The sequence below is a fragment of the Chengkuizengella axinellae genome (assembly GCF_030730905.1).
GTDB lineage: Bacteria > Bacillota > Bacilli > Paenibacillales > KCTC-33759 > Chengkuizengella > Chengkuizengella axinellae.
Genome location: NZ_JAVAMP010000001.1, coordinates 79,631 through 103,744, shown reverse-complemented (window position 1 = coordinate 103,744; position 24,114 = coordinate 79,631). Strand labels below are relative to the sequence as shown.

19 protein-coding genes are annotated in these 24,114 nt (G+C 33.1%); 6 read left to right on the top strand and 13 right to left on the bottom strand.

Going from position 1 to position 24,114, the window contains the following annotated elements:
* Nucleotides 1–164: 164 nt before the first annotated feature.
* The 3 genes from Q5Y73_RS00635 to Q5Y73_RS00625 all read right to left on the bottom strand — a co-directional run bounded on the left by Q5Y73_RS00635 (nucleotide 165) and on the right by Q5Y73_RS00625 (nucleotide 5,986).
* Entirely contained in the window at nucleotides 165–2,462 is a 2,298-nt protein-coding gene (locus tag Q5Y73_RS00635) for an AraC family transcriptional regulator (RefSeq protein WP_305989918.1), read from the bottom strand.
* A 276-nt stretch (nucleotides 2,463–2,738) separates the two neighbouring features.
* Nucleotides 2,739–3,854, bottom strand: a complete 1,116-nt coding sequence (locus Q5Y73_RS00630; RefSeq protein WP_305989917.1) for a glycoside hydrolase family 88/105 protein — start codon at nucleotides 3,852–3,854, stop codon at nucleotides 2,739–2,741.
* A gap of 197 nt (nucleotides 3,855–4,051) precedes the next feature.
* Nucleotides 4,052–5,986: a heavy metal translocating P-type ATPase gene (locus Q5Y73_RS00625; protein ID WP_305989916.1), complete on the bottom strand. Its 1,935-nt coding sequence runs from the start codon at nucleotides 5,984–5,986 to the stop codon at nucleotides 4,052–4,054.
* A gap of 301 nt (nucleotides 5,987–6,287) precedes the next feature.
* Here Q5Y73_RS00625 and Q5Y73_RS00620 point away from each other — a divergent pair, with 301 nt between their 5' ends.
* Nucleotides 6,288–7,229 (top strand): cation diffusion facilitator family transporter, encoded by a 942-nt coding sequence (locus Q5Y73_RS00620; RefSeq protein ID WP_305989915.1) that lies wholly within the window; start codon nucleotides 6,288–6,290, stop codon nucleotides 7,227–7,229.
* A gap of 48 nt (nucleotides 7,230–7,277) precedes the next feature.
* Here the strand turns inward: Q5Y73_RS00620 and Q5Y73_RS00615 are convergent, their stop codons facing one another.
* The 5 genes from Q5Y73_RS00615 to Q5Y73_RS00595 form a co-directional block, all read right to left on the bottom strand.
* Nucleotides 7,278–7,757, bottom strand: coding sequence for a DUF2062 domain-containing protein (locus tag Q5Y73_RS00615; protein WP_305989914.1), 480 nt, complete (start codon nucleotides 7,755–7,757; stop codon nucleotides 7,278–7,280).
* Between the two features lie 280 nt (nucleotides 7,758–8,037).
* Complete coding sequence (locus Q5Y73_RS00610) at nucleotides 8,038–9,147, bottom strand: MGDG synthase family glycosyltransferase (RefSeq protein ID WP_305989913.1); 1,110 nt, start codon at nucleotides 9,145–9,147, stop codon at nucleotides 8,038–8,040.
* Nucleotides 9,148–9,372: 225 nt separating this feature from the next.
* A complete protein-coding gene (locus tag Q5Y73_RS00605) occupies nucleotides 9,373–11,631 on the bottom strand; it encodes a sensor histidine kinase (RefSeq protein WP_305989912.1) in 2,259 nt (752 codons plus the stop codon).
* Nucleotides 11,632–11,693: 62 nt separating this feature from the next.
* Nucleotides 11,694–12,386 (bottom strand): response regulator transcription factor, encoded by a 693-nt coding sequence (locus Q5Y73_RS00600; protein ID WP_305989911.1) that lies wholly within the window; start codon nucleotides 12,384–12,386, stop codon nucleotides 11,694–11,696.
* Between the two features lie 699 nt (nucleotides 12,387–13,085).
* Nucleotides 13,086–13,904, bottom strand: coding sequence for an EcsC family protein (locus Q5Y73_RS00595; protein ID WP_305989910.1), 819 nt, complete (start codon nucleotides 13,902–13,904; stop codon nucleotides 13,086–13,088).
* A gap of 470 nt (nucleotides 13,905–14,374) precedes the next feature.
* Here Q5Y73_RS00595 and Q5Y73_RS00590 point away from each other — a divergent pair, with 470 nt between their 5' ends.
* A complete protein-coding gene (locus Q5Y73_RS00590; protein WP_305989909.1) occupies nucleotides 14,375–14,701 on the top strand; it encodes an ArsR/SmtB family transcription factor in 327 nt (108 codons plus the stop codon).
* A 233-nt stretch (nucleotides 14,702–14,934) separates the two neighbouring features.
* Nucleotides 14,935–15,165 carry a hypothetical protein gene (locus tag Q5Y73_RS00585; protein ID WP_305989908.1) on the top strand — a complete coding sequence of 77 codons (231 nt, stop codon included), beginning with the start codon at nucleotides 14,935–14,937 and terminating at the stop codon, nucleotides 15,163–15,165.
* A gap of 106 nt (nucleotides 15,166–15,271) precedes the next feature.
* On the opposite strand, the gene sdhB is transcribed toward Q5Y73_RS00585, so the two are convergent.
* From sdhB to Q5Y73_RS00570, 3 genes are read right to left on the bottom strand one after another with little or no spacing between them, the layout of a single operon-like run.
* Nucleotides 15,272–16,033 carry a succinate dehydrogenase iron-sulfur subunit gene (gene sdhB / locus Q5Y73_RS00580; RefSeq protein ID WP_305989907.1) on the bottom strand — a complete coding sequence of 254 codons (762 nt, stop codon included), beginning with the start codon at nucleotides 16,031–16,033 and terminating at the stop codon, nucleotides 15,272–15,274.
* A complete protein-coding gene (gene sdhA / locus Q5Y73_RS00575; RefSeq protein WP_305989906.1) occupies nucleotides 16,030–17,793 on the bottom strand; it encodes a succinate dehydrogenase flavoprotein subunit in 1,764 nt (587 codons plus the stop codon). Before sdhA ends, sdhB begins: the two co-directional genes overlap by 4 nt.
* Nucleotides 17,794–17,809: 16 nt before the next feature.
* A complete protein-coding gene (locus Q5Y73_RS00570; protein WP_305989905.1) occupies nucleotides 17,810–18,478 on the bottom strand; it encodes a succinate dehydrogenase cytochrome b558 subunit in 669 nt (222 codons plus the stop codon).
* Between the two features lie 182 nt (nucleotides 18,479–18,660).
* Between Q5Y73_RS00570 and Q5Y73_RS00565 the strand changes: the two genes are divergently transcribed.
* Together Q5Y73_RS00565 and Q5Y73_RS00560 are read left to right on the top strand one after the other, a co-directional pair.
* Nucleotides 18,661–19,557 (top strand): LysR family transcriptional regulator, encoded by an 897-nt coding sequence (locus Q5Y73_RS00565; RefSeq protein WP_305989904.1) that lies wholly within the window; start codon nucleotides 18,661–18,663, stop codon nucleotides 19,555–19,557.
* A 110-nt stretch (nucleotides 19,558–19,667) separates the two neighbouring features.
* Nucleotides 19,668–21,269, top strand: coding sequence for a CPBP family intramembrane glutamic endopeptidase (locus Q5Y73_RS00560; RefSeq protein ID WP_305989903.1), 1,602 nt, complete (start codon nucleotides 19,668–19,670; stop codon nucleotides 21,267–21,269).
* Here the strand turns inward: Q5Y73_RS00560 and uvrC are convergent.
* Entirely contained in the window at nucleotides 21,229–23,076 is a 1,848-nt protein-coding gene (gene uvrC / locus Q5Y73_RS00555; protein ID WP_305989902.1) for an excinuclease ABC subunit UvrC, read from the bottom strand. The two genes, Q5Y73_RS00560 and uvrC, sit on opposite strands and share 41 nt — an antisense overlap.
* 203 nt (nucleotides 23,077–23,279) lie before the next feature.
* On the bottom strand, nucleotides 23,280–23,597 hold the full coding sequence (gene trxA, locus Q5Y73_RS00550) for a thioredoxin (RefSeq protein ID WP_305989901.1): 318 nt from the start codon (nucleotides 23,595–23,597) through the stop codon (nucleotides 23,280–23,282).
* Between the two features lie 300 nt (nucleotides 23,598–23,897).
* On the opposite strand from trxA, the gene Q5Y73_RS00545 reads away from it, so the two are divergent.
* Complete coding sequence (locus tag Q5Y73_RS00545) at nucleotides 23,898–24,044, top strand: YqzM family protein (protein WP_305989900.1); 147 nt, start codon at nucleotides 23,898–23,900, stop codon at nucleotides 24,042–24,044.
* The last annotated feature ends 70 nt before the right edge of the window (nucleotides 24,045–24,114 follow it).

Here is a 24,114-nt window from a genome sequence, read left to right as displayed (position 1 = left end):
TACAACATAATCATAATCTCACTCTTTTCATTTCGTATATAATCACATTCTCATGTGTACATTCGTTTTCTTGTAAAAACGCCTTATTTGCAATGGTTTATAGACTAATCTAATAAAATGATTATGGTTACTATACCTTAAGAATTGTTGATACGGGATAAATGTTAATCCTTGTACTTTTTACGATATTGTCCTGGTGTCATTCCTTCCTGTTTTTTAAACGATCGTATAAAGTTTTGGGAATTATTATATTTTAATCGATCCGCTATTTCTTTAATTGTCATCTCAGATGTTAATAACCACTGCTTTGCCATTCTAAAACGATAATTAGATAAGTATTCACTGAAAGTAGAGTTTGTTTCTTTTTTAAATACACTACTTAAATAGTTCGCATTGTAATGTAATTTAGAAGCACATTCTTCTAATGTTAGCTCCTTATCATAATGTGTATGAATCATATCAATCATTTCCTCAGAAAGATTTTGATATAAGGAATCTCTTCTATCTCCAAATATTTGTATCAGTGGAAGCACTAATCTATTTTTAAACCAATCTTCAACATCATCACGAACTTGCAATTTTAATAATTCCTCATGAGGTGGGGTTCTTCGCCCATAAATTTGTTCATATGGGATACTAGCTTCCTGCATCATAATCATTATATTGTTTAACAATCTCATTAAATATACTTGATATTCATTTAGAGTTTGGGATTGATTAAATACGATATCCATCCAACTGTTCAACTGTGTAATGGCCTCTTCTTGATCAGAAAGTTTGATCGCATCTAGAAGTTCCATTTCCGGAATCTGTGGATATTGAATCACAATAGAATGATTTGTAGAACTTACATTACCATAACGGATAATAACACCAGTGCCTAATTTTATCCTATGTTTCAACGCTTCCAGCCCTTCTTGATAAGCTCTTGGAGCGAAACTTATGTCTTCATACATTAAGCTGATCCCTATACTTACGGATAAACCCAAATAAACCCAAATATGTCCTTGTATCGTTTCTGTTAATTTATATATTCTGTCATTGTTTAATTTTATATCTTCAACTTCAAATCCAACTAAAACAGACAGGGTTTGATCAATCCAAACAGACGGTAAACGATTGTCCTTTGAAATAATCTCTTCAACGATATTTGAAATAGCAAAGTATAGTAAATCAACATCTTTATTTTCAAATCTTGTATTTTCAATTGAATCTATTTGCACAGATAACATCGCAATTCTTTTCCACAGGTGTACCCTCTCCTGTAATCCAAAGTACTCTAACTTACCAGTCATTTCTGAAGAACGAATATTTCCTGTTAATAATCTGCTTATAAATAAGGAACGTACCTGCTGTTTATGATCTCGAATCTCATCTTCAAGTTTTGAATTGGAGGAAAATAATTCTTGCATATGTTTTTCAATAAATTGAAGCTCACTTTGCGGTTTTTCATTTTCATTAGGTAAACGTTCTTGAACGAATTGAATTAACTTTCCAATCGGGGAGTACAGTTTTCTAGTTGTTAACCAAACGAATAATATAGAAATCAAAATAATAAAAACACAGATATATATAGTAAACCAACCTATTTTCTTCGATTCCACTGTCAAATTATCTAAGGATACTACAGAAAGATAAATCCATCCATTGAAATCTGATTTATAATAAGTGGCTGTATATTCATGATTGTCAACTGTCAAATGAAATTGTCCAGAGTTCTGATCAAAATCAATTTCTTCATTAAAATAAGTGGTTTCTATTAATGACTTACCAATCATATCTTGTTCTTCATGTACTAGAATACGGTTACTATCATCTATTATCATTACTTTATCAAATTCACGTTCCTTAGTAATCATTTCAGAAATACTACAAGTAGGAATATGTGCAAAAGCCAATCCATCTTTATTTGATGCCCTAACTGGCAATTTTTTCACTAAACTAATAGAATATTCACAACTAGCATTAAAAAAATTATCCGAAAAATCGTTAGAATTAAGCAATTCCCAATTGGAATTTGCATTTAATTCAAAGAACTCCATGTACTTATTGTAATCATCGTGATCCTTTAGTCGATATAAACCAGAATTTTTGACAAGCCAATCCTCTTCTTTACTTAATATAACAACATCCGATACTTTTGAATCAAAAGATTGTAAATGGCTAATCTCTTTTCTTAAATTATTGTATAGTTGAAACTCTCTGTAATTCAAATCACTATGCAGTGCTTGTTCCATCACTGTAGAATCAATCAGGTTGTTTAATGTATGATTTAAGGTTACAAAAATTTGTTCTATATTTAAATTTAATTGTTTTATGTATTGAATTTCACCTAAGTTAATTTGTTTTTGAACTTGTTTAGATGACTGTATATATGAAAATGTTCCAACAAACAGGACAGGAATTATACTTAAAATACATCCGAATATGATCAACTTCGTTAATAAACTCTTTCTCTTCATATGAAAACCCCTTTTTTCTATTTGTTTATCAAGCTGTTTCCTGAGTTATTAACTTTCTAAGTATAGTATCAAATCTTCCCATTATTCTATTTGGTACAATATTATGTTAGCGTTTACAAATCGATTTCATCTATTTTCCTTCATGTATCTTATTATATAATAGGTAGAATTATAAAACAGTGTCAATGAAAGAATATCCCATAAAAGTATATAAAAAGTTCTAAAACTCTACTTTTTTGAGGGATATTCATCCATAAAAATGAAGTGGAGATACTTTTAGGAAGAAGTTAACTTATTCATCTCTACACATGACAAAACAAATGAGCCCACACCATGTAAATCATTTTCACATTTTTCTCTTCCTATATAGTGTGGATAATCTCCAACACCGGTACCTACACATATATCAGGCATGATAAATTGGCCTTTTTCATTAAAATACATTTTAGAAATTAATCCATCAAATCCTTTTACTGCAGCTTCTCTATATGTTGAATCAATATACCCTTTATTAATAGATTTCGCGATGGCATAAACAAACAAACTAGAACACGACGTTTCAAGCCAATTATCTTTGTGACCCCCTTTATCAACAACCTGATACCACAATCCAGTTTCTACATCCTGAACCTCTATCACAGCAGATATAACATCCTTTAAAGTCTGTTGAATTTCACTTCTGCCAGTATGATTATCAGGCAATAGATCAAGAAAATCTGTTAATGCAAATATGTACCACCCAATGGCTCTACCCCAAAACTCTGCCGCTTTACCTGTTACTGAATCTGACCATGGTGTTTTCTTACTTTCATCCCAAGCATGGTGATATAATCCCGTTTGATCATCCTTCGTATGTTTACGCATCAACTTTTCTTGTTCAAGGACCATATCATATAATTCTGTTTTACCATAATACTTCGCATACAACATGGCGAAGGAACCACCCATATACAAACCATCTAGCCACATTTGATACGGATATCTATCCTTGTGCCAATACCCACCTTCAGATGTACGATTAAAAGTTTCAAATAAGGATAGAAGCTTATCTGCCGCTGAGCGATAACGATCATCACCTGTTTGTTTATGAAGAGAAAATAAAATATCCCCAGCTTGTATGGAGTCTAACTCAGCTCTGTTAAATAAGAAATTCCCTTGTGCATCAATTAAGTGATCTGCATATCCCTTGACGTATTGAAACAAGTTATAGTCTTGATTCTGCTCCCACAATTTCAACATTCCGTAAAGAAAAACTCCTTGGTGATAATGCCAACGATTTGCAGGAGGAAGTTGTTCTGGTTGGTAGGTCTTCATTATAGAGTTACAAGCCGCTTCACCCCATTCAAGTGGTGAACTAAATTTCGATTTTGCTTGAGTTTGGTGCTTTTGCATTGTTTGTTTTCCCCTTTCTATATTGTTTAATTAACAACGTTGTTATTAAGAATATAATAATCATAATTCAGATTTATTCTTCTTGTCAATCCTATTCAGATAATATGTAAAACAAACATTTTTTATTTGTCCATTCTACTTCTCTCCCTTATCCAGTTTGCTTATCTACACTAAATAAGGGAAAGTTAATCTAACTGTTATTTCAATTTTAACAACCGCAATCCATTTAAAATCACTAAAATTGTACTTCCTTCATGTCCGATAACTCCGTAAGGCAAATCTAAGATTTGCAAAAAATTAGAGCATATTAAAATCCCAATGACAGCCAATGAAAACACAATATTTTGTTTTATCACTCTGTTCATTTTTTTAGATAAATATATTGCTTTAGGAATTTTAGATAAATCATTTTTCATTAATATAATATCTGCTGTCTCTAAAGCAACATCTGTCCCTGTTCCCATTGCAATCCCTAAATTAGCACTAGCAAGCGCAGGTGCATCATTAATTCCGTCACCTACCATTGCCACATTTTCATAACGTTTTTTTAATTCCTTTACATGTTTTAATTTATCTTCTGGCAAACATCTTGAAATGTGTCCATCTACCGACATCTCTTTTGATATGGTTCTAGCTGTATCCTCATCGTCGCCTGTGAGCATAAAAGTATATATTCCCAACTTATTAAACTCATGAATCGCTTCTTTAGATTGCTCCCTTATCCGATCCTTTAAAGCTATGACACCAACAATTCCTTGATAATCTGCTATAAACACAAGTGTTTTCCCACTTTTAGTAAACTTATTATGATTCATTTTCAAAAATTGTTTAGAAATATCATCCCCTACAAATTCAGCATTTCCTATTTTCCATTCTCTATCACTCACTTTTCCTGTGACACCTCGACCTGGAATATCTTCAATGAAATCAGGTTGTAATAACTGAAGCTGTTTCTCTAATTTGGTATAATTGACTATCGCTTGTGCTAGAGGGTGAGTAGAATGATTTTCAATGGAAGCAGTATAAATTAAAAAATCCGCTTGAGATATCCCTTCTCGAAGAATGAGATCTGTAATTTCTGGTTCCCCTTTTGTTAAGGTACCTGTTTTATCTAATGCTATAGCTCTAATTTTTGAAAGCCCTTCGATATGAACCCCACCTTTAAAGAGTATTCCTAATTTGGCTCCGTTGGATATCGCTGATAAAGTAGCTGGGGTGATGGACGCAACAAGGGCGCAAGGAGAGGCAACAACTAATAAAATCATGGCTCGGTATATCGTTTCATTCCATGTCCAATCCAATACATAATGAGGAATGAACATCATTAAAGAAACGGCTGCAATCACTACTTTTACATATATGCCTTCAAATTTGTCTATAAATAATTGTGATGGTGACTTTTCACTTTGTGCAGTTTGTACAAGCTGAATAATTTTTTGAAAAAGAGTTTCCTTGTTTAATTTAGTGACTTTAATGGTAATAGACCCCTGAAGATTTACTGTTCCTGAAAATACTTCATCATTCAACTTTTTTTGGACTGGAAGGGACTCTCCAGTAATTGCCGATTGGTCCACAGTGGATTGTCCTCGAATAATGAAACCATCTGCTGGCATTCTTTCCCCAGGTTTTACGAGGATTTCATCACCAGGAACTAGCATAGATACATGAATTTTAGTTTCAGTACCATTTTTTACGATCAAAGCTTCTTCAGGCTGAAGCTCCATCAGAGCTGAAATTTCTCTGTTGCTTCTATTCATAGTATACGTTTCAAGTGCACCACTTAAAGAAAATATAAAAATCAGAATTGCACCTTCCATCCAATAGCCTATGATTGCTGATCCTATTGCCGCAAATATCATCAGCATTTCTACATTCAAATTTCTGTCCTTAATCGTATCTAGAATACCTTCTTTTGCTTTTTGATATCCACCAACTAAGTAGGCAATTACAAAGAACATAATAGCTGTAGATGAAAATAAATCAGATAAAATCCAACCTGTAACAATGAAAACCCCACTTAAAAGAGCTGCAATTAATTGAATATGAGGAATTAAATTAACATATATAGCTTTCAATTTACTGCGCTGATTTGATTGTCTTTTTTCAGATAATGCTTTTAAATCTACATTCATTTGTTTCACGCCTCCATTTCGATCAATGAGAAGAATAATCAATTGCAAAACAGTCCAATAAAAGACGAAAGCTGCCATCTATAGAGATAGCAGCACTAATTCTTATTTCAACCTATGCAAGCTTAATTTAAATCATTATTATTTAAGATTAATTATATCATTCTATTCAAGAATTGAAAATATTTCCACGGCACATTAGCCTAAATTAACCCAATAATATCATAAAACAAGTATTCCCCTAATTTTTTTCTTATGATATAGTTATGTCACTGAAAAAAATTACGAAAGCAGATGATATTATATGTATGATTATCACCATCTCGCGCATGTCAAAGAGCAATCTAAATCTAAAAAAACATTATGGGCGACTTTATTCATTACTTTATTTTTTACTATTGTAGAAATTATCGGAGGCATATGGTCGAATTCACTAGCTTTATTATCTGATTCTGCACATATGATTTCAGATGTATTTGCTCTAGGCTTGAGCATGACAGCTATTTATTTAGCAACAAGACCGCCAAATTCAAAGTATACCTTTGGTTTCCTTCGTTTTGAAATCGTTGCTTCCTTTTTAAATGGATTAGCACTTGCCGTCATTGCCATTGGTATTTTTATAGAAGGGATTAGAAGGTTTATTAATCCAGAGCCAATTAATTTTCAACTTATGCTTATCATTGCAATCATCGGTTTTATAGTGAATGTTGTTTTAACTTTTATTTTAAGCAGAAGTATTAAAGAAGAAGAAAACTTAAATGTTCAGAGTGCTTTGTGGCATTTCATTGGGGACTTGTTAAGTTCTTTAGGGGTTATCGTTTCCGCTATATTAATTTATTTTACAGGTTTAGTCTTTTTTGATCCTTTAATCAGTTTAGTTATTGGTGGTATTATTTTTACCGGAGGAGCTAAAATTATCCGCGAGTCTTATTTTATACTTATGGAATCTGTACCTAATAAGTTTGATTTAGAGGAAATCCGTACAGAAATAAGTAAAGTCGAAGGGGTTGAAGATGTTCATGAAATGCATTTATGGGCAATCTCCACTGAACATTATTCCTTAACAGCTCATGTTTTCATAGATGAAAACATCCAGCCATTTTGTGTTATTTTAGCCGCTAATGAAACACTAAAAGAAAAATATGGGATCACACATACAACCATTCAAGTTGAGCATGCCAATATTCATGATCACGGGGAATATGGCAAGGAGTTTTTACAGCAGAAACAACAAAATAAAGAATAAATGCTTCAAGTATATATACATAAAAAAACACCATTCAATGGTGTTTTTTTACATTGTTTCCTTTGTTTTTTTGGGGGACCGTGCTACATTCACTTTTGTTATGTTTCTAATCGTTTTCGTTTTACTTCTTAATTTATCTAACAAAAACAATCGATATTTTTTAAAAATATTATAAAATACAACGTATGAAATCAACATAAATATAAAACTGTTCAATATGGCTCCAACTACAAATGAAGATCCAGCATCCTTCAATGAGCTTGAAAATATCAAAGTGCCTGTTTGATAATCTAAGAAAAATAATACGGGCCAAACGAAAGCGCCTAAAGAAGCGGCAATCATCGAGGATACTATATTCACTTTAAATAATTTTGCTAGAGCAATAGATATCATAATTCCAATGCCAAAGGTCGGGAACCAACATGGAATAAAACCTAACGAAAACCCAAGAGAAATCTTTGAAGTACCGCTTTTCAAGCGAAACAAACGAATAAAATAATATCTTATAATTCTAAGTCCTTTATTCATTGATGATCGTTCCTTTATGCCTTAAAGTCTAGTAAATACCAACCTTGCATACCATTTTCTTTAACAAACTTTACTTCTTAGAACACTTCTAAGAATTAGTTTAAGGATACTGCAAAAGTAATAATCGATAACGCAACACTTAATGTAACGACTTCTGTTAAAATCAGTATCTTTTTTACTACCATGTCTGACTAGCTCCTTTTGTTTTCTCATATTAATAGACGAAGGTCACTGTCCAATACCCTGCACATACTATAACGAAAACAATTAGAAAAAAGTTTTAAACGACTTTTTGCTGCACACAATGGTTAATCTGATCCATACATTGATTAGCATTATATTCATATTTTGACGCAATAAACTCCGAATTTTTGATTTTATTTGTAATCAATTGACTTAGTCGTTCATTTAATTGATCAAATGTATTAATTCTCATACCCAAATTATTCTTTACGAAAAATTTACAGTTTTCTTCTTCTTGACCCGGAATTGGATTGAAAAATAACATAGGTAATTGTTTGGCTATCGCTTCTGTTGAAGTGACTCCTCCAGGTTTCGTAATTAATAAATCAGAGACTTCCATTAATTGATTAATATTTTTAGTAAAACCTTGTAATTTAATATTTGGATGTTGGAAAAGAGAATTTGATGATAATTCGTTCAGTGCCTTTTCATTATTACCTAAACAAATAATAATTTGAATTTTTTCCTTCCAAAACAATAGCTCATTTAATAAGTCTTCGTAATTGAGCACTCCCCATCCACCACCCATCACTAATACAGTGGGCATTTTTTCTAAATTAAAGTTTTTTCGAATGGTTTGTTTACTATAAGAGGTCATAAAATCTGGATCTACTGGGATGCCTGAAACTACAATTTTACTAGCTGGTATACCATTTTGAATCATTTTATCTTTCATTTCTGAATTGGATATAAAATAAGTGTCACATTCTTTAGTCAGCCAAGCCTGATGTAAATTATAATCTGTTATAACTGTAATTAGAGGGATATCTAGACCTAATCGTTTGAGTCTGGATATGACCATAGTTGGAAATGGATGGGTACAGATGATCTTCTCTGGATTATATTTTTGAATAAGTTCATACGCTTCAGTATAAAAAATTTTATGCAGTGCTAGTTGAGCAGCACGTTTAGTAACCCTTTTATTTTGTGTTTGATATAGTTTTCCATATAACTTTGGATGAGAAAAAACCGTTTGTTTATAAAGTTTTAAAATAACTGGAGCAAGAAATGGATGAAGCGAACTACCAAGCTCCAATACATGTGTTTGTATATTAGAATTAGATTGTTTTAAACCTTTTGCTATCGCATTTGCAGTTTGTGTATGACCTGCACCAAAACCTTCTGATAAAATTAAAACATTTTTCATTTATTATCACCTGCCGGTTTTTTATAATGGAAAGATTTGTTGTTACGTAACTATTCATTTAGACGTAAGCATTTAGTGAAACCCTTCAATCATTTTAAAAAATGTAAATGAAACCAGATTAAATTTAAGCTCATGTTATCATCAGCAGGTTTTATTGGTAAGTACTATCTTTTTTTAGTACCTAATTCTAATTCATTACAAATTGCACATATTGTATTACTAAATTTAATCCTTATTCCAATATGTAGTACTTGCTTGTATTTGAACGGTAACTTTAAACAAATCCCCATCTAAGTCAATCTTAAGAAGGCCTCCATGCAAATCAACAATAGATTGAGCAATAGCCAATCCTAGTCCAGAACCTTCAGTGTGTCTTGATGTATCAGCTCGTTTAAACCTTTCAAGTAACTCATTAATATTCTCCCCTAACTCATATTTAGTCACATTTTTGATCACAAATTCGGCTTGTCCATTTTCATGTTTTAGTGAAACATATACTCTAGTTCCTTGTAATGAATATTTCATTGCATTTACGATTAGGTTATCCAACACGCGCCACCATCTTTGACCATCTACATTTGCCATAATAGGTTCAGCTGGAGTATTTATTCTAAACTCAGTATTGGATTCACTCATCTCATCTTGATGCTCACCTAGAACTTGCTGCAATAACTGTGTTAAGTCGACTTCTTGCTTATGAAGCTCTAAACTACCACTAGCCATTTTAGATACTTCAAACAAATCTTCAATCAGTGTTTTCATCCTGTGTGATTTTCGTTCCAATATTTTGACATACTGACTTCTCACTTCTTCAGCTAACTTCGGATTTTTCAATAAATCAGTATAAGTAATAATTGATGTCAGAGGTGTCCGTAGATCATGACTTACGTTTGTAATCAGTTCTGTTTTTAGCCGTTCACTTTTAGCTTGTTCTGTAATGGAGGCTTTAAACCCAACTCTAAGCTGATTTAAATTTGCTGCATGTTTCGCAATTGCAGAATTTCCTTTCACAGGAATAGGTTCAAGTAATTTGCCTTCAACCATTTTCTCTGTTGTGATAATCAAACGATTTAAGTAAGCTATTTTTTTGAACAGTAAAAAAACTGTAGGAATTCCGATGGAAATGACACCTATACTATATATTGAAATTAGATCTTCATTGTCCAAAACGACAAACATGGTTATAAAACCCCAGAAAAAAATGATAACTAAAATTACAAAGACTTGAAAACCTAAAGATGTTTTAAAAAAAACATCTTTTATCACACTAGGAACTTTAAATAAATTCATTTTCATAGAATGGAGCAGTTTGACGGTAAAGCTTTTTTTTATTTTCATAGAGAAGGCAGGTTTGTCTTTCATTTCTTCAATTATCCAAACAATCAGATAAACACCAATCCAAATTGAACCCACAAGGACTAGTTGATAACACAATGTTGATAAAATATCTCTAAAATATCCATAACGAAAATGTCTGAAATAATCCTGCATCAATATAAAAGAAACCAAATAAATGAATAATGCATTTGTTAATAACAGGAGCACTGGAATTTCCAATGGCCATTTTTCTAGAAGTATTCTAATGGATTTGTTTATAAGAAACCATGATTTTTGGAACCTGAATAAAAATAATATCATGAACAATGAAACGATTCCTGTGGCTATGAATACTAAAAGAATTAATTTTTCTTTTTTAAAATATTGGAAATTATCCATGCTGAGTGCATTTGATATTGGGATCGTGATTTTCCCCTCATGCTGCAAAATTGATGTACCTACCAATTGATCTACAACTTCATATCCATTAACTTCATGTCCATTAATATACTTCAAAACTTTATCAGCACTTAAATAACCATTTTCACTGTTATATTCTTTAACAAATGCTGCCTTCTCTAAAAATTTTCCATTCGAAAATGTTTCACCTGTTTCAACATTCGTAAGCTCATACGCAAAGTAACTATATTCTGAATGTAAATTGTTATAGCGAGATTTTAAATCTTTTACATATAAATCAATACTATCTTCCATCTTTGCTTTTATTTTTTCTTTAACATAATCATCATCTAAAAATATTTTTTGTATTTCTTCTACTTTTTGATCCCTTTCTTGTGTGAGCGCTTTTGTAACAATTTCATTGTTAGAAGCTTTTGCTTCTGTAATACGTTGATCATATTTTGCTTGAATATGGTTCAACTGTTCGCTTAAACTGCCTTTGGAATTTCTAAAATCACTTATTTGTGTTGGTGAAATACTGATTAACCTTTTCAAGTTTTCCTTATCAACCTCATCAATGGTATTCAATTCAATTGGACCTAATATATTTAAAAAGTCATAATAGTCACTCTTAAATACATCCGTCTCAAAATAATCATCATAACTTAGATACTTGTCGGCTTTCTCAATGGTTGAGACCATAGTCACTAAAATAATACTCACTAACAAACACCAACTGATTGTTTTAAAAAAGTTTTTACGCAACATAAAAACACCTTCCTTTACTGCCTAAGGTTACTTTTTCACTATTTTTCATGGAGATTACAGTTTTATTTTTCAATCTTATAACCAATTCCCCAAACAACTTTTACATAACGAGGCGTTTTAGGGTTGTCTTCTATTTTTTCACGTATTTTTCGTATATGTACTGCAACTATGTTTTCAGCGTTATAAGCTGGTTCCTCCCAAACACGTTCATAAATATCACTAATGGAAAAAACACGCCCTGCATTTTGCAATAATAGCTCTGTAATCTTATATTCAATTGGAGTAAGTTTAATTGATTTTCCGTCAACCCTTACTTCTTTTGCCTCTTGGTCAAGTACTAATCCATCTACTTCATCTTTTTTTTGCTTATTGTTATATGTTCCTAATTGTATGTACCTACGCATTTGCGATTTTACACGTGCCATTAATTCCATGGGATGAAAGGGTTTCGTTATATAGTCGTCAGCTCCGACAGAAAGTCCATGAATTTTATCTGAGTCTTCTGCTTTCGCACTAAGTATAATGATGGGGATGTTATACTTCTCACGTATTTTAAAGGTTGCTGCAATCCCGTCCATCTGAGGCATCATAATATCTAGTAGGATTAAATGCACCTCATTATTATTAAGTAATTCTAATGTCTCAACTCCATTAGCTGCTTTAAGAACTCGATAACCATCATTTTTTAAGTAAATTTCTATCCCATCTCTAATCTCCTTGTCATCATCAGAAACCAAAACGGTATGTATACTCAATCTTTACACCTCTTTTCCTAATTCACCTGTTATTAAGTATAATTGTTAATTCTTAACTTTCTCTTCATATAAAAATGAAGAAATTCTTAAGAAGTATAAGTTAAAAGTGAACAAAAACTCATATTCGACACTCTCCGAGATATCATCGAACCCCTATCATATGATTCTGGGGATCTCCAAAAAGTACTAGGTCGAATAAGCCACGTCTATGTGGTTACTTCGGCACCAGCACATCCTGTGATGGACCTTATGATTCTTCACTATGTGCTAGCTTTAATAGAACAAAAGAAAATAAGGGAATTCGATTCCCTTATTTCACCAATTTTAACTATATTTATATAAAAAAAGGGAAATATTAGCCTTATTTGATAGATTCTCTTATTTTACACTACAAATCAGAGAAATAAGACCCTCATTTTCCCCTATTTTGATCCAAACCCATAAATACCTTAAAATAAAATACTTTTTTTCTTATTTATGAAATCAGGATGATTTCATGCAGAGTGACCGGTTCTTGGATGAGCTGGTGCAGTTGTTTGTCACAGCACGAGACTGTTTTTGATTTACCCACATGGAGGTGTTCGAATTTAGACTAGAGCAGGATCCACTGATCCTGCTTTTGCCTCTTGGAGTGGCAGGTTTAGCAGGGAAGTATTCCTTATTAAAAAGTGCTTAGATGGGTGTAGTACTTTCATTTTTTTAACTTTCAAGCTGATGACTTGTTAATCTTTCTATTATTCTCCTTTTCTTATACAACATGATGCCTGCCTCAGCTACATCTTCGATGGATTGTTTATTTATAAAAGCACCAAAAACCATTCCAGCTATCGGTATCATTTGAAATAATTTTTTCCAGCCAAAATTATCTTTGTAAACCAATATCACTTCTCTCCACCCTTGAATTTGAGAAAGGGCTTCTTTTTCCTTATCCCTACTATTAAAGTTTTTTAAATCATTTAGGATTGCTTTCTTTCCTACAATGTCAGAGGAAGCAAACTGTAAACATTTAATAATAAATATTCGTTCTTCTTTATTCCTTGGATCATAACCATATGAAATTGCTATATCCTGCAATGTTTTTAATGATAAACCTAGAATAGCAGGGATATCTATTGCTAATGTGATAAAGCCTCCAAAACCTGTGGTAGCACCTTGCAAAGTGGCAATATCTTTGTGAGACTTCCTAATTTCTTGTGATACACGATCCATGATTTCTATTGGTATGGTGGAATGAGTTTCATTCATTTCATTAACATCAATGTCTATGTTATATTTTGAAAATCGCTTTAGTACTTGTTTTTGACTTGTTAAGTATTTACCACCATTATCAATATAACTTCCTAGTTCCTCCAAAATTAAATTTATTTTTTTATGTATAAATTTAGGTGTAATTTTATCTAAAATTAAAAAAGGGATTCTCCCTATCTTTTCCCAGAACCACAAATCATCTTGTTCTTTTTCCCAGGATTCAATTTCTTTTAGCATTAACTCTAATTGCTCTGTTGTTTCCAACTCCATCACCTCACCTCTATTATAATAAACAAAAGAATAAAGACACAAATAAGTGTCTAAACGGAAACTACATCATATCCTTCTTTATTTAAATAGTTTTTAACCATATCACTTATAGAAACATCATCTTCTACCAATAAAGAGAATCTTTCTTTCAATGGGAGTTTTTATATCTCCCGCTGAAAGTTAGATGACCTTATCAGGTGAAATTATGCTGTTATCTCCCCTTGAAGAAGAGGGAGTCTTACAGCATGAGAACGTGATAAAATTTTTCCCATAATTCCTCTCCTAAGCTACTATTCATATACTAACGATATATTCTGAGATTTTCAATCAATCACATAAAGATACCACCGCTAATATTCTCATTTGGTTTCTTTATTTGGAATTTTTTTCTTTAAAATAAATCTTTACAACCCATCCATTACATCGTAATATCTAAATATAATAATGTTAATTCAAAGGATGCGAACCAGATGGAATTTAATGAATTTCAAAACACTGCTGATATGTTGAAAGTAATCGGACACCCCGTTAGATTATGTATTGTGATGGGATTATTAAAAAAGGGTAATTGTAATGTTTCATTTATGGAAAATTGTATGAACCTCCCTCAGTCCTCCGTCTCTACACATCTACAGAAGCTAAGAACAGCAGGTATTATCGTAGGTCAAAGAAAAGGACTTGAAGTGTCTTATCGACTTAAAGATGAACAAATGAAAAATTTCGTTCAACAAGTATCTACTCTGCTTGAGCCTACTATTACAGAAAATCTATTTGATAAAGAACTAATCCATAAATGATTCAAAACAATTATGTTTATTGATAATAAATTACATGGTGCTTCTGTGTAATTTTATTTGTTCATTAAATCGTAATATCTCACTGCTAGTGGTAGGCTATATGAAGATATTGAAGGCAAAATCACTTACCAATTCGGTCCATATGTTGCTAATACCCACACTGAATCTACAACTACTGGAAGAACGATAACCCAAGCTTATCAAGAATCATCAAGGATAAAATCGATACTGGAATGAACTCTGCCAAACCAGATTGGGTAAGAGTTTCTATTCATCCTACAATGACAAATAAGGGCATCGATTATTTTATCAGCTCATTAAATGAAACGATCCATCACATAGACATATGGAAGCTTGATTATAAATTTGACCCTAAAAAAAATGCTTATCAGCATCATGATGATGTTCAATTCAATATTAGTGCCATGTTTTCAATGCAGGATAATAAAGTAGCGTTGGCATGATTCTATATACTCTATAAAGGTGAAACTGCTAAGAAGTAGATTCATTATTCAAGAATGAAATAAACCCCCTAACTCCAATGTAAAGTTAGGGGGTTCATTATATGTGTTACATTCCAAGCCATTTTCTGAATAATTGTTTTGTTGTATCTTTATTTAACGCAGCTATAGAAGTAGTTAGTGGAATTCCCTTAGGACAGGACATCACACAGTTTTGTGAATTCCCACAGCCTTCGAGCCCTCCATCTTGCATAATGGTATCTAAACGTTCTTCTTGGTTCATTTCACCCGTAGGATGTGCATTAAACAAACGAACTTGTGATAAAGGAGCCGGACCCATAAAGTCTGTTTTTTCATTTACATTAGGACAAGCTTCTAAACATACTCCACACGTCATACATTTAGATAATTCATAAGCCCATTGACGTTTTGATTCAGCCATACGAGGTCCTGGACCTAAATCATACGTACCATCAATCGGAATCCAAGCTTTAACACGTTTTAGTGATTCAAACATACGTCCACGATCGATAACAACATCTCTTACTACAGGGAATGTTGACATCGGTTCGATTCTGATTGGCTGCTCTAATTTGTCTACTAATGCTGTACATGCTTGGCGAGGTTTGCCGTTAATCACCATAGAGCATGCGCCACAAACTTCCTCTAAACAGTTGGATTCCCAGCAAACAGGTGTCGTTTGTTCACCCTGTGCATTTACAGGATTTCTTTGCACTTCCATCAACGCACCAATCACGTTCATGTTTGGACGATAAGGAATTTCAAACTCTTCTTTATAAGGTTTTGAACTTTGGTCTTCTTGACGAGTTACTACAAACTTTATCGCTTTATTTTGCGTTTCTGTACTCATTTTTTGGCTCCTTTCTTCTTATCTGAAGAATAGTCACGTAAACGAGGTTCTATTAAAGATGCATCCACTTCTTCATAATTAATGCTTGGTCCATTTGGAGTAAAGGAAGCTCTTGTTGTTTTCATAAATTTCTCATCATTACGTTCTGGGAAGTCTGGTTTGTAATGTGCTCCACGGCTTTCATCACGCTTTAATGCACCGATTGTCACTACACGTGCAAGTTCTAACATATTCCACAACTGACGCGTAAATGATGCTCCTTGGTTACTCCATCCTGCTGTATCATTGATATTAATATTTTTATAACGCTCCATCAATTCTACAATTTTATCATCTGTTTCTTGTAATTTTTTATTGTAACGGACAACCGTAACGTTGTTTGTCATCCATTCCCCTAGCTCTTTATGAAGCTTATAAGCATTCTCCGTACCATCCATTTTTAAGATATCATCATATTTTTGAGTTTGTTTCTTACTTTCTCTGTCAAATACTTTAGATGATACATCCTCTGCATAATTCTCTAAACCTTTAATATATTCAATCGCTTTAGGACCTGCAACCATACCTCCAAAGATAGAGGACAGCAAGGAGTTTGCTCCTAAACGATTCCCACCATGATATTGATAATCTACTTCTCCAGCCGCGAATAATCCAGGAATGTTCGTCATTTGATTATAATCTACCCATAATCCACCCATGGAATAATGAACCGCAGGGAAAATTTTCATTGGAATTTTACGAGGATCATCACCCATAAACTTCTCATAAATTTCAATAATGCCGCCTAGTTTTACATCAAGTTCCTTTGGATCTTTGTGAGACAAGTCCAAGTAAACCATGTTTTCACCGTTGACACCTAGCTTCTGATTTACACAAACATCAAAAATTTCTCTTGTTGCAATATCTCTTGGGACTAGGTTACCATAAGCCGGATATTTCTCCTCTAAGAAATACCAAGGTTTCCCGTCTTTATATGTCCATACTCTACCACCCTCACCACGTGCAGATTCAGACATTAATCTAAGCTTGTCATCTCCAGGAATTGCCGTTGGATGGATTTGAATAAATTCACCATTTGCATAATCAACACCTTGTTGAAATACCGCACTTGCCGCTGTTCCTGTATTAATGACAGAGTTTGTAGATTTTCCAAATATAATTCCTGGTCCACCTGTCGCCAAAATAACTGCATCTGCAACAAAAGAAGTGATTTCCATGCTGCGCAGGTTTTGTGCTGTAATGCCTCGACATACTCCGCCATCATCTACAACTGCAGAAAGAAACTCCCAATGTTCATATTTTGTTACTAAACCTGCTGTTTCATAACGACGAACCTGCTCATCTAATGCATATAATAACTGTTGTCCAGTTGTTGCACCCGCAAAAGCGGTACGGTGATGTTTGGTTCCTCCGAATCTACGGAAATCCAACAATCCTTCTGGTGTACGGTTAAACATAACGCCCATACGATCCATCAAATGAATGATACCAGGTGCAGCATCACACATCGCTTTTACTGGAGGCTGGTTTGCTAAGAAATCTCCTCCATATATCGTATCGTCAAAATGCTCCCACGGAGAATCGCCTTCCCCTTTTGTATTTACAGCTCCGTTAATACCACCCTGTGCACATACGGAGTGTGATCTTTTTACTGGTACGAAGGAAAAGAGGTCTACATGAACTCCGGCTTCCGCTGCTTTAATAGTTGCCATTAGCCCTGCTAATCCTCCACCTACTACGATAATTTTAGAATTTGCCACTCTTGTTCACTCCCTCTTAACCTAATTGGTTCTGTACTGATTCTAATGTTGAAAATGCAAAGGATTCATCTGTAAATGCTGTTAAAGCTAGTACAAATAATACGGATAAGATCACAAAAACGCCCATCCATATGTAAGAAGATACTCTTTGTGCTCTTGGTCCTACTGTAATTCCCCAGCTAACTAAGAAAGACCACATTCCATTACTAAAGTGGAATGATGCTGCTATAATACCTACAATATACAGCGCAAACCATATTGGACTAGAAAGAGTATTATGCATATGTGCCGCTAAGTCTTCATGTCCTATATTGCCTAAAGCAACCTGTAATCTAGTATCAGAAAAATGCCATACTACGAAAATCAAAGTAATTACACCCGTAATTCTTTGCCACATAAACATATGATTACGAACATATCCATAATTGTTCACGTTATGTTTAGCTTGGAATGCAATATACAAACCATAAACGCCATGATACAATAACGGAAGCCAAATCCCAAAAATTTCTAAAAATAAAACTAAAGGCAAGCTGTTTAGCCATACTACTTGCTCAATAAATCCTTCCTTGCCAGCGCTAAAAGCCTCATAATTCGTAAGCATATGTTCAACTAAGAATAAGCCTAGTGGAATTACACCTAACAGTGAATGCAGCTTACGAGAATAGAATGAATTTAATTTCATGTAACTGTGTTCCCCTTTCATTGTTGTGCCGCCATAAATAATTCATTTTTTACTTTTCAATTTTTATTCATGTTATCGTAAATAAATAGACACAATTATTATATTACAACTTTATAGCTTATAATGGAAGTGCATTTATTTTATAATTAATTATAACAATTTTGCATAAAGGAATTGATTTGATGGAAATCATGCATATCTTTGCAACCGTAGTTGAGGAAGCCAGTCTAAATCAAGCAGCCAAAAAATTAAATATTTCACAACCTGCTTTATCCAGAAAAATCAGCAAGTTTGAAGAGCAGCTAGGTGTCTCACTATTTAATAGAACAGGTAACCGACTTAAACTTACCCCAATAGGTTTCATTACATATGAGTATGCCCTTGAAATGATTGAATTAGATAAAAAGTTTCAAAAAGCGGTATCCGATTATAAAAATGGGACTAAAAAAAGTGTTACTATCGGTGCTAGTTTAACTACACTTCAATCTACATTACCTGAACTTATACAGCTCATTACAAAGGATTCACCTGAAACGGATATAAAGGCTATTACTGGAAAAACACATGAAATCCTAACCCTTGTTAAGAAGGATAGAGTTGATTTTGGATTAGTTGCTTCAAAAGTAGAGGATAAGGACATTCATTGTGAACCTTTGTTTGATGATTATTTACAACTCGTCATTCCAAAAGAACATGAGTTGTCTGTACAAAAAATAGTCAACACAGAAGATCTGGATAAGTTACCTATGATTCTATTTTCTAAAGGTACTTTGTACCGTATATTAATGGAAGAATTATTCCATCATTATAAAGTATATCCAGAAATCAAAATGGAAATTGATTCTTTCGAGGCGATATTACGTTTGGTCTCTACTTTACGTGCTGCCACATTGTTGCCGCATTCTTATTTGAGAGATAGTTTAATTGAAGATAATGACCTCATGGTTATTAACTTTAAAGAACTTAAACAGACAGTTAGGACCACCTCATTAATTTACAAAAACTGGGATTTACTTGACCCGACTACTCAAAATTGGATTCAAACCGTGAAAGTACAATACCAAACGTATAAGAAATAAAAATCATAAAATCATAATATCCAAAAAGTACTTTATTATTATAAAAAATAAGTAACAATTGGAAATCTATGATATTCTAAAAGTCAGAATATCAAAAAGGAGATTGGGCTATGGAGCAAAGGCATTCAACTCGAAATATCATTATCATTGCTGTAATCAGTTTATTTGTCTTTTTAACTATGAGTGTTTTACCATCCGAAAACAATGAAGAGGTACTTCATGAAGATGCAAGCACAATCAGTATACAGCAAGCTGAAGAAATTGCTATGCAGTTTGTGAATGAGCAATTCGATGTGGACTTAAATCAAGTTGAAATCTTACTTACTTTTCAAACTAATAAGCAATTAAGCGGATATCTTCAAAAAAATAAATTGGTATCGGAGTACAATGAATTATATGGAGAATCAATCCCTATTGATTATTTTCAAGTTCAGATCTCAAACCATGATGTGCTAGAAAAATATCTAGTTAATATAGACATGATAAGTGGTAAGATCATCAGTTGGAAGATGAATGCTAAAGCAACTATGACTGATGATGCAAAACAAAAGATAGCAGAGTTGTTTATAGCAGAGCAGGGATATAACATAGATAATTTTTACCTTTTACCACAAAGTGACTACGAATTAAGCAATTACATATATGAGAGTTATGATGGTGGAATTAAGGATGCTAAACTCCAACTTCATCTAACTATCATGCAAGATGAAGTGAAATCGTTTGAATCGAACTTTGTACTCCCCGACTCATTTATAAGTTGGATGGAAGAACAAGACTTTAAAGCTGCAATTATGTCTTGGCTTTCTATTGGATTTAACATTTTATTTGGGATTATTGCCCTAATAATAGCAATTGTTCTTAGAAAACGAATTTCATTTATTAAAGGTATATGGTTAACCCTTATTTTTCTAATCATTTATACCATCACAAATATTAATATGTATCCTGTCTATCGAGCTATGTCCCCCATAGAAATCAGTAATTTTAATGCTGTTTTTATTGTGTGTATTTCTATTCTTATTTATTTGATTCTTAGTATCATTTTATATCTTACGTCCGTTGCAGCAGACGGTCTTTGGAACAACAAAAGCAAAGCATTGTGGCCAAATAGAAAAGATTTAAGCTACGGACAACACGCGTTGAAAGCGATGGGATTTGGCTATTTATTTGCTATTATTATATTAGCAGTGCAAAGTATATTTTATTTTATTGGAGAAACCTTTTTTGATGTTTGGTCTGCCAGCGATCCTTCTTTTTCTCCTTATAACTTTTTGATGCCAGGTTTAATGCCGCTCATCGCATGGGCAGCAGCCATATCGGAGGAAATCATTTATCGTTGGTTTGGAATACCGCTATTCCAAAAAATCTTTAGAAGTACCATCATTGCCGTTTTCATAACTAGTATGATTTGGGCAATAGGGCATACAGCGTACCCTATATACCCAGCATACACTCGATTTATTGAAGTTACTATTATTGGACTTATATTTGGATACATCTTCTTGAAGTTCGGTTTTATGACAGCTGTATTTGCACATGCGATAGTGGACAGCATATTATTTTCATTACAACTTTTATATTTGGATTTCACTAAATATGCGTTTTTATCACTATTTTATATCGTATTACCTGCCATTGTTGCGTATATCATGTTTAAGTTCCACCATAGATTTAAGAGGAACCGTCCTGCTCCTGTCGAAGAGCCAACATAATTTCACCGGCAAGTTTATCCCCTATTCCGAGAGGTTTGAAATCTTCAATAGATGCCTCTCGGATTTTTTTTAATGATCCGAAATGTTTTAATAATTTCTTTCTTCTTTTTTCACCTATCCCAGGAATGGAATCAAGCTGAGAAGCCACCATCGATTTACTTCTTGATTGTCTATGGAATGTAATCGCAAAACGATGAACTTCTTCTTGAATTCTTTGCAATAAATAAAACTCCTGTTGATCTCGTGGGATTGGAATGATTTCAGGTGGATTTCCTACCATAAGCTGTGCTGTTTTATGTTTTTCATCTTTAACTAAACCACATACTGGAATAAATAATCCAAGCTCATCTTCCAATATTTCAATAGCTGCTGATATTTGTCCTTTACCTCCATCAACAATAACTAAATCAGGCAAAGGCAAGTTTTCCTTTAATACTCTCTCATACCTTCTTCTGATAACCTCTCGCATAGATCCATAATCATCTGGACCTTTAACTGTTTTAATTTTATATTTGCGGTATTCTTTTCGTTCTGGTTTTCCATCCACAAAAACAACCATTGCAGATACTGGATTTGCCCCTTGAATATTAGAATTGTCAAAGGCTTCGATGCGATGGATTGGATCTGTACCTAACCATTTTCCTAAGTTTTCCACTGCTTTCGTTGTACGTTCTTCGTCACGTTCAATTAATTTAAACTTTTCTTCTAAAGCAATTTTTGCATTGTCATTTGCCATGATGACTGCTTGCTTTTTCAAACCTCGTTTAGGAAGAAGAACCTTTACATTTAACCATGATTGTAAATCCTCCTTAATGCCCTCTTTTTCTTCTTGATCCTCTTCTATATTTTCTCTATCCGGTAATACAATTTCTTTAGGCAAAGCAGGATTTTCACTATAATATTGTGTAATAAATGAAACGAAATCTTCGTAAGCATCACCGTAATAAGGAAATCTGGATGCATGACGTTCAATCATTTTTCCCTGTCTGACATACAGAATTTGCACACACATCCAGCCCTTATCTATTGCATAACCAAACACATCACGATCCACATTATCCTTCATCGTAATTTTTTGCTGTTCCATTAAAACTTCGATATGTTTAATTTGATCTCTAAATTCCTTTGCTTTTTCAAATTGAAGTTCTTCAGCCGCCGCATGCATTTGTTTTGTTAATTCAATCTTAATTTGCTCATGACCACCATTTAGAAATTTCGTGATTTCTTGAACCATATCTTCATATTGCTTCTGATCTACTTCATACTCACAAGGTGCAACACACTGCCCCAGATGATAATATAAACAAACTTTATCTGGAATGGTTTTACATTTTCGCAAAGGATACAACCGATCCAATAACTTCTTCGTTTGTTGAGCAGCAAACGCACTCGGATATGGACCAAAATATTTACCTTTGTCTTTTTTTATTGTTCTTGTTACCTCTAACCGTGGGTGTGTATCGTTTGTTATTTTTATATAGGGATACGTTTTGTCATCCTTTAAAATGACATTGTAACGTGGGTGATGTTCTTTAATCAGATTGCATTCCAAGATTAAAGCTTCTTTATTGCTTGATGTGACAATATATTCAAAGTCTTCAATCAGACTCACTAGTTTTTGTGTTTTTGCATCATGGCTTCCAGAAAAATAAGATCTTACTCTATTTTTTAAAACCTTTGCTTTACCTACATAGATAATGTCCCCATTACCATTTTTCATTAGATAACATCCAGGCTGATCAGGAAGCAGTGAAAGTTTATGTTTTATTTTTTCTAGAATCTTTTGTCTTTTTTCTAATTCACTCATCCATGTTTCCCCCCTCAAATACCCACAACTTATATATTGAAAAAAAAATGTTTATTCCTATTAAGTACATATGTTTCTATTTAATCATAGCATAAAGTTCATTCACTTTCAGCGGGGGGTTTTCTCCAACTAGTATTCTTATTTCAAAAAAAATAATCCCTCTTTTGGAAAGGGATTATTTTTGTATTTATCCGTTTTATATATTAAAGATGTTTGGAAACAACACTTTTTAAAGCGTCTTTCGGTTGGAAACCAACTACTTTATCTACAGGTTCCCCATCTTTAAATACGATTAATGTTGGAATGCTCATTACACCGAAACGAGAAGCAGATTCAGGATTGTCATCCACGTTCACTTTTGCGATTTTTAAATCATTGCCAATTTCTTGATCTAATTCTTCAAGTACTGGAGCAACCATTTTACATGGACCACACCAAGGTGCCCAAAAGTCAACTAATACAGTTCCAGTGCTTTCAACTTCCCCTTTAAATGATTGATCTGTTACATTTACTATAGCCATGACTGATCCGTTGCCAAAACATTATAAATCTTTGAACCATTTATAAATATTTCGCAACAGTTCCCTCCTTTATTTAAATGAATAATTTCTCATATCATTTGTACATTATAACATAAAGTTAGTTAATTTCAAATCTAAATTAGAATGATTATAATTTATGCTAAATGCTCAAACTTATTATAATCACAATCGGGTATTTTATGCGAGTTGACTTATAATTGTCACTTTCAAGAACTTTACAGTATGTACTGGGTTAGGTATACTTAATACTAATTGAGTTATTATAGGAGGGAATTACAAATGAGCGAAGCAAGACAACCTGAATTGCACGTAAATGAAGAGCCAAGAAATGATTTTATAGATGTTGGTGTCGGGTTTGCAGTATCTGCAGGTATTTTCTTTACTATCGGAATCATTGCAACCATTTTATCTGTAATTGCTAAATGATACATAATTTTATGTCCATTTAATATAAAAACCCTCGTTTTTGAATCCAAATCAAAAACGAGGGTTTCTT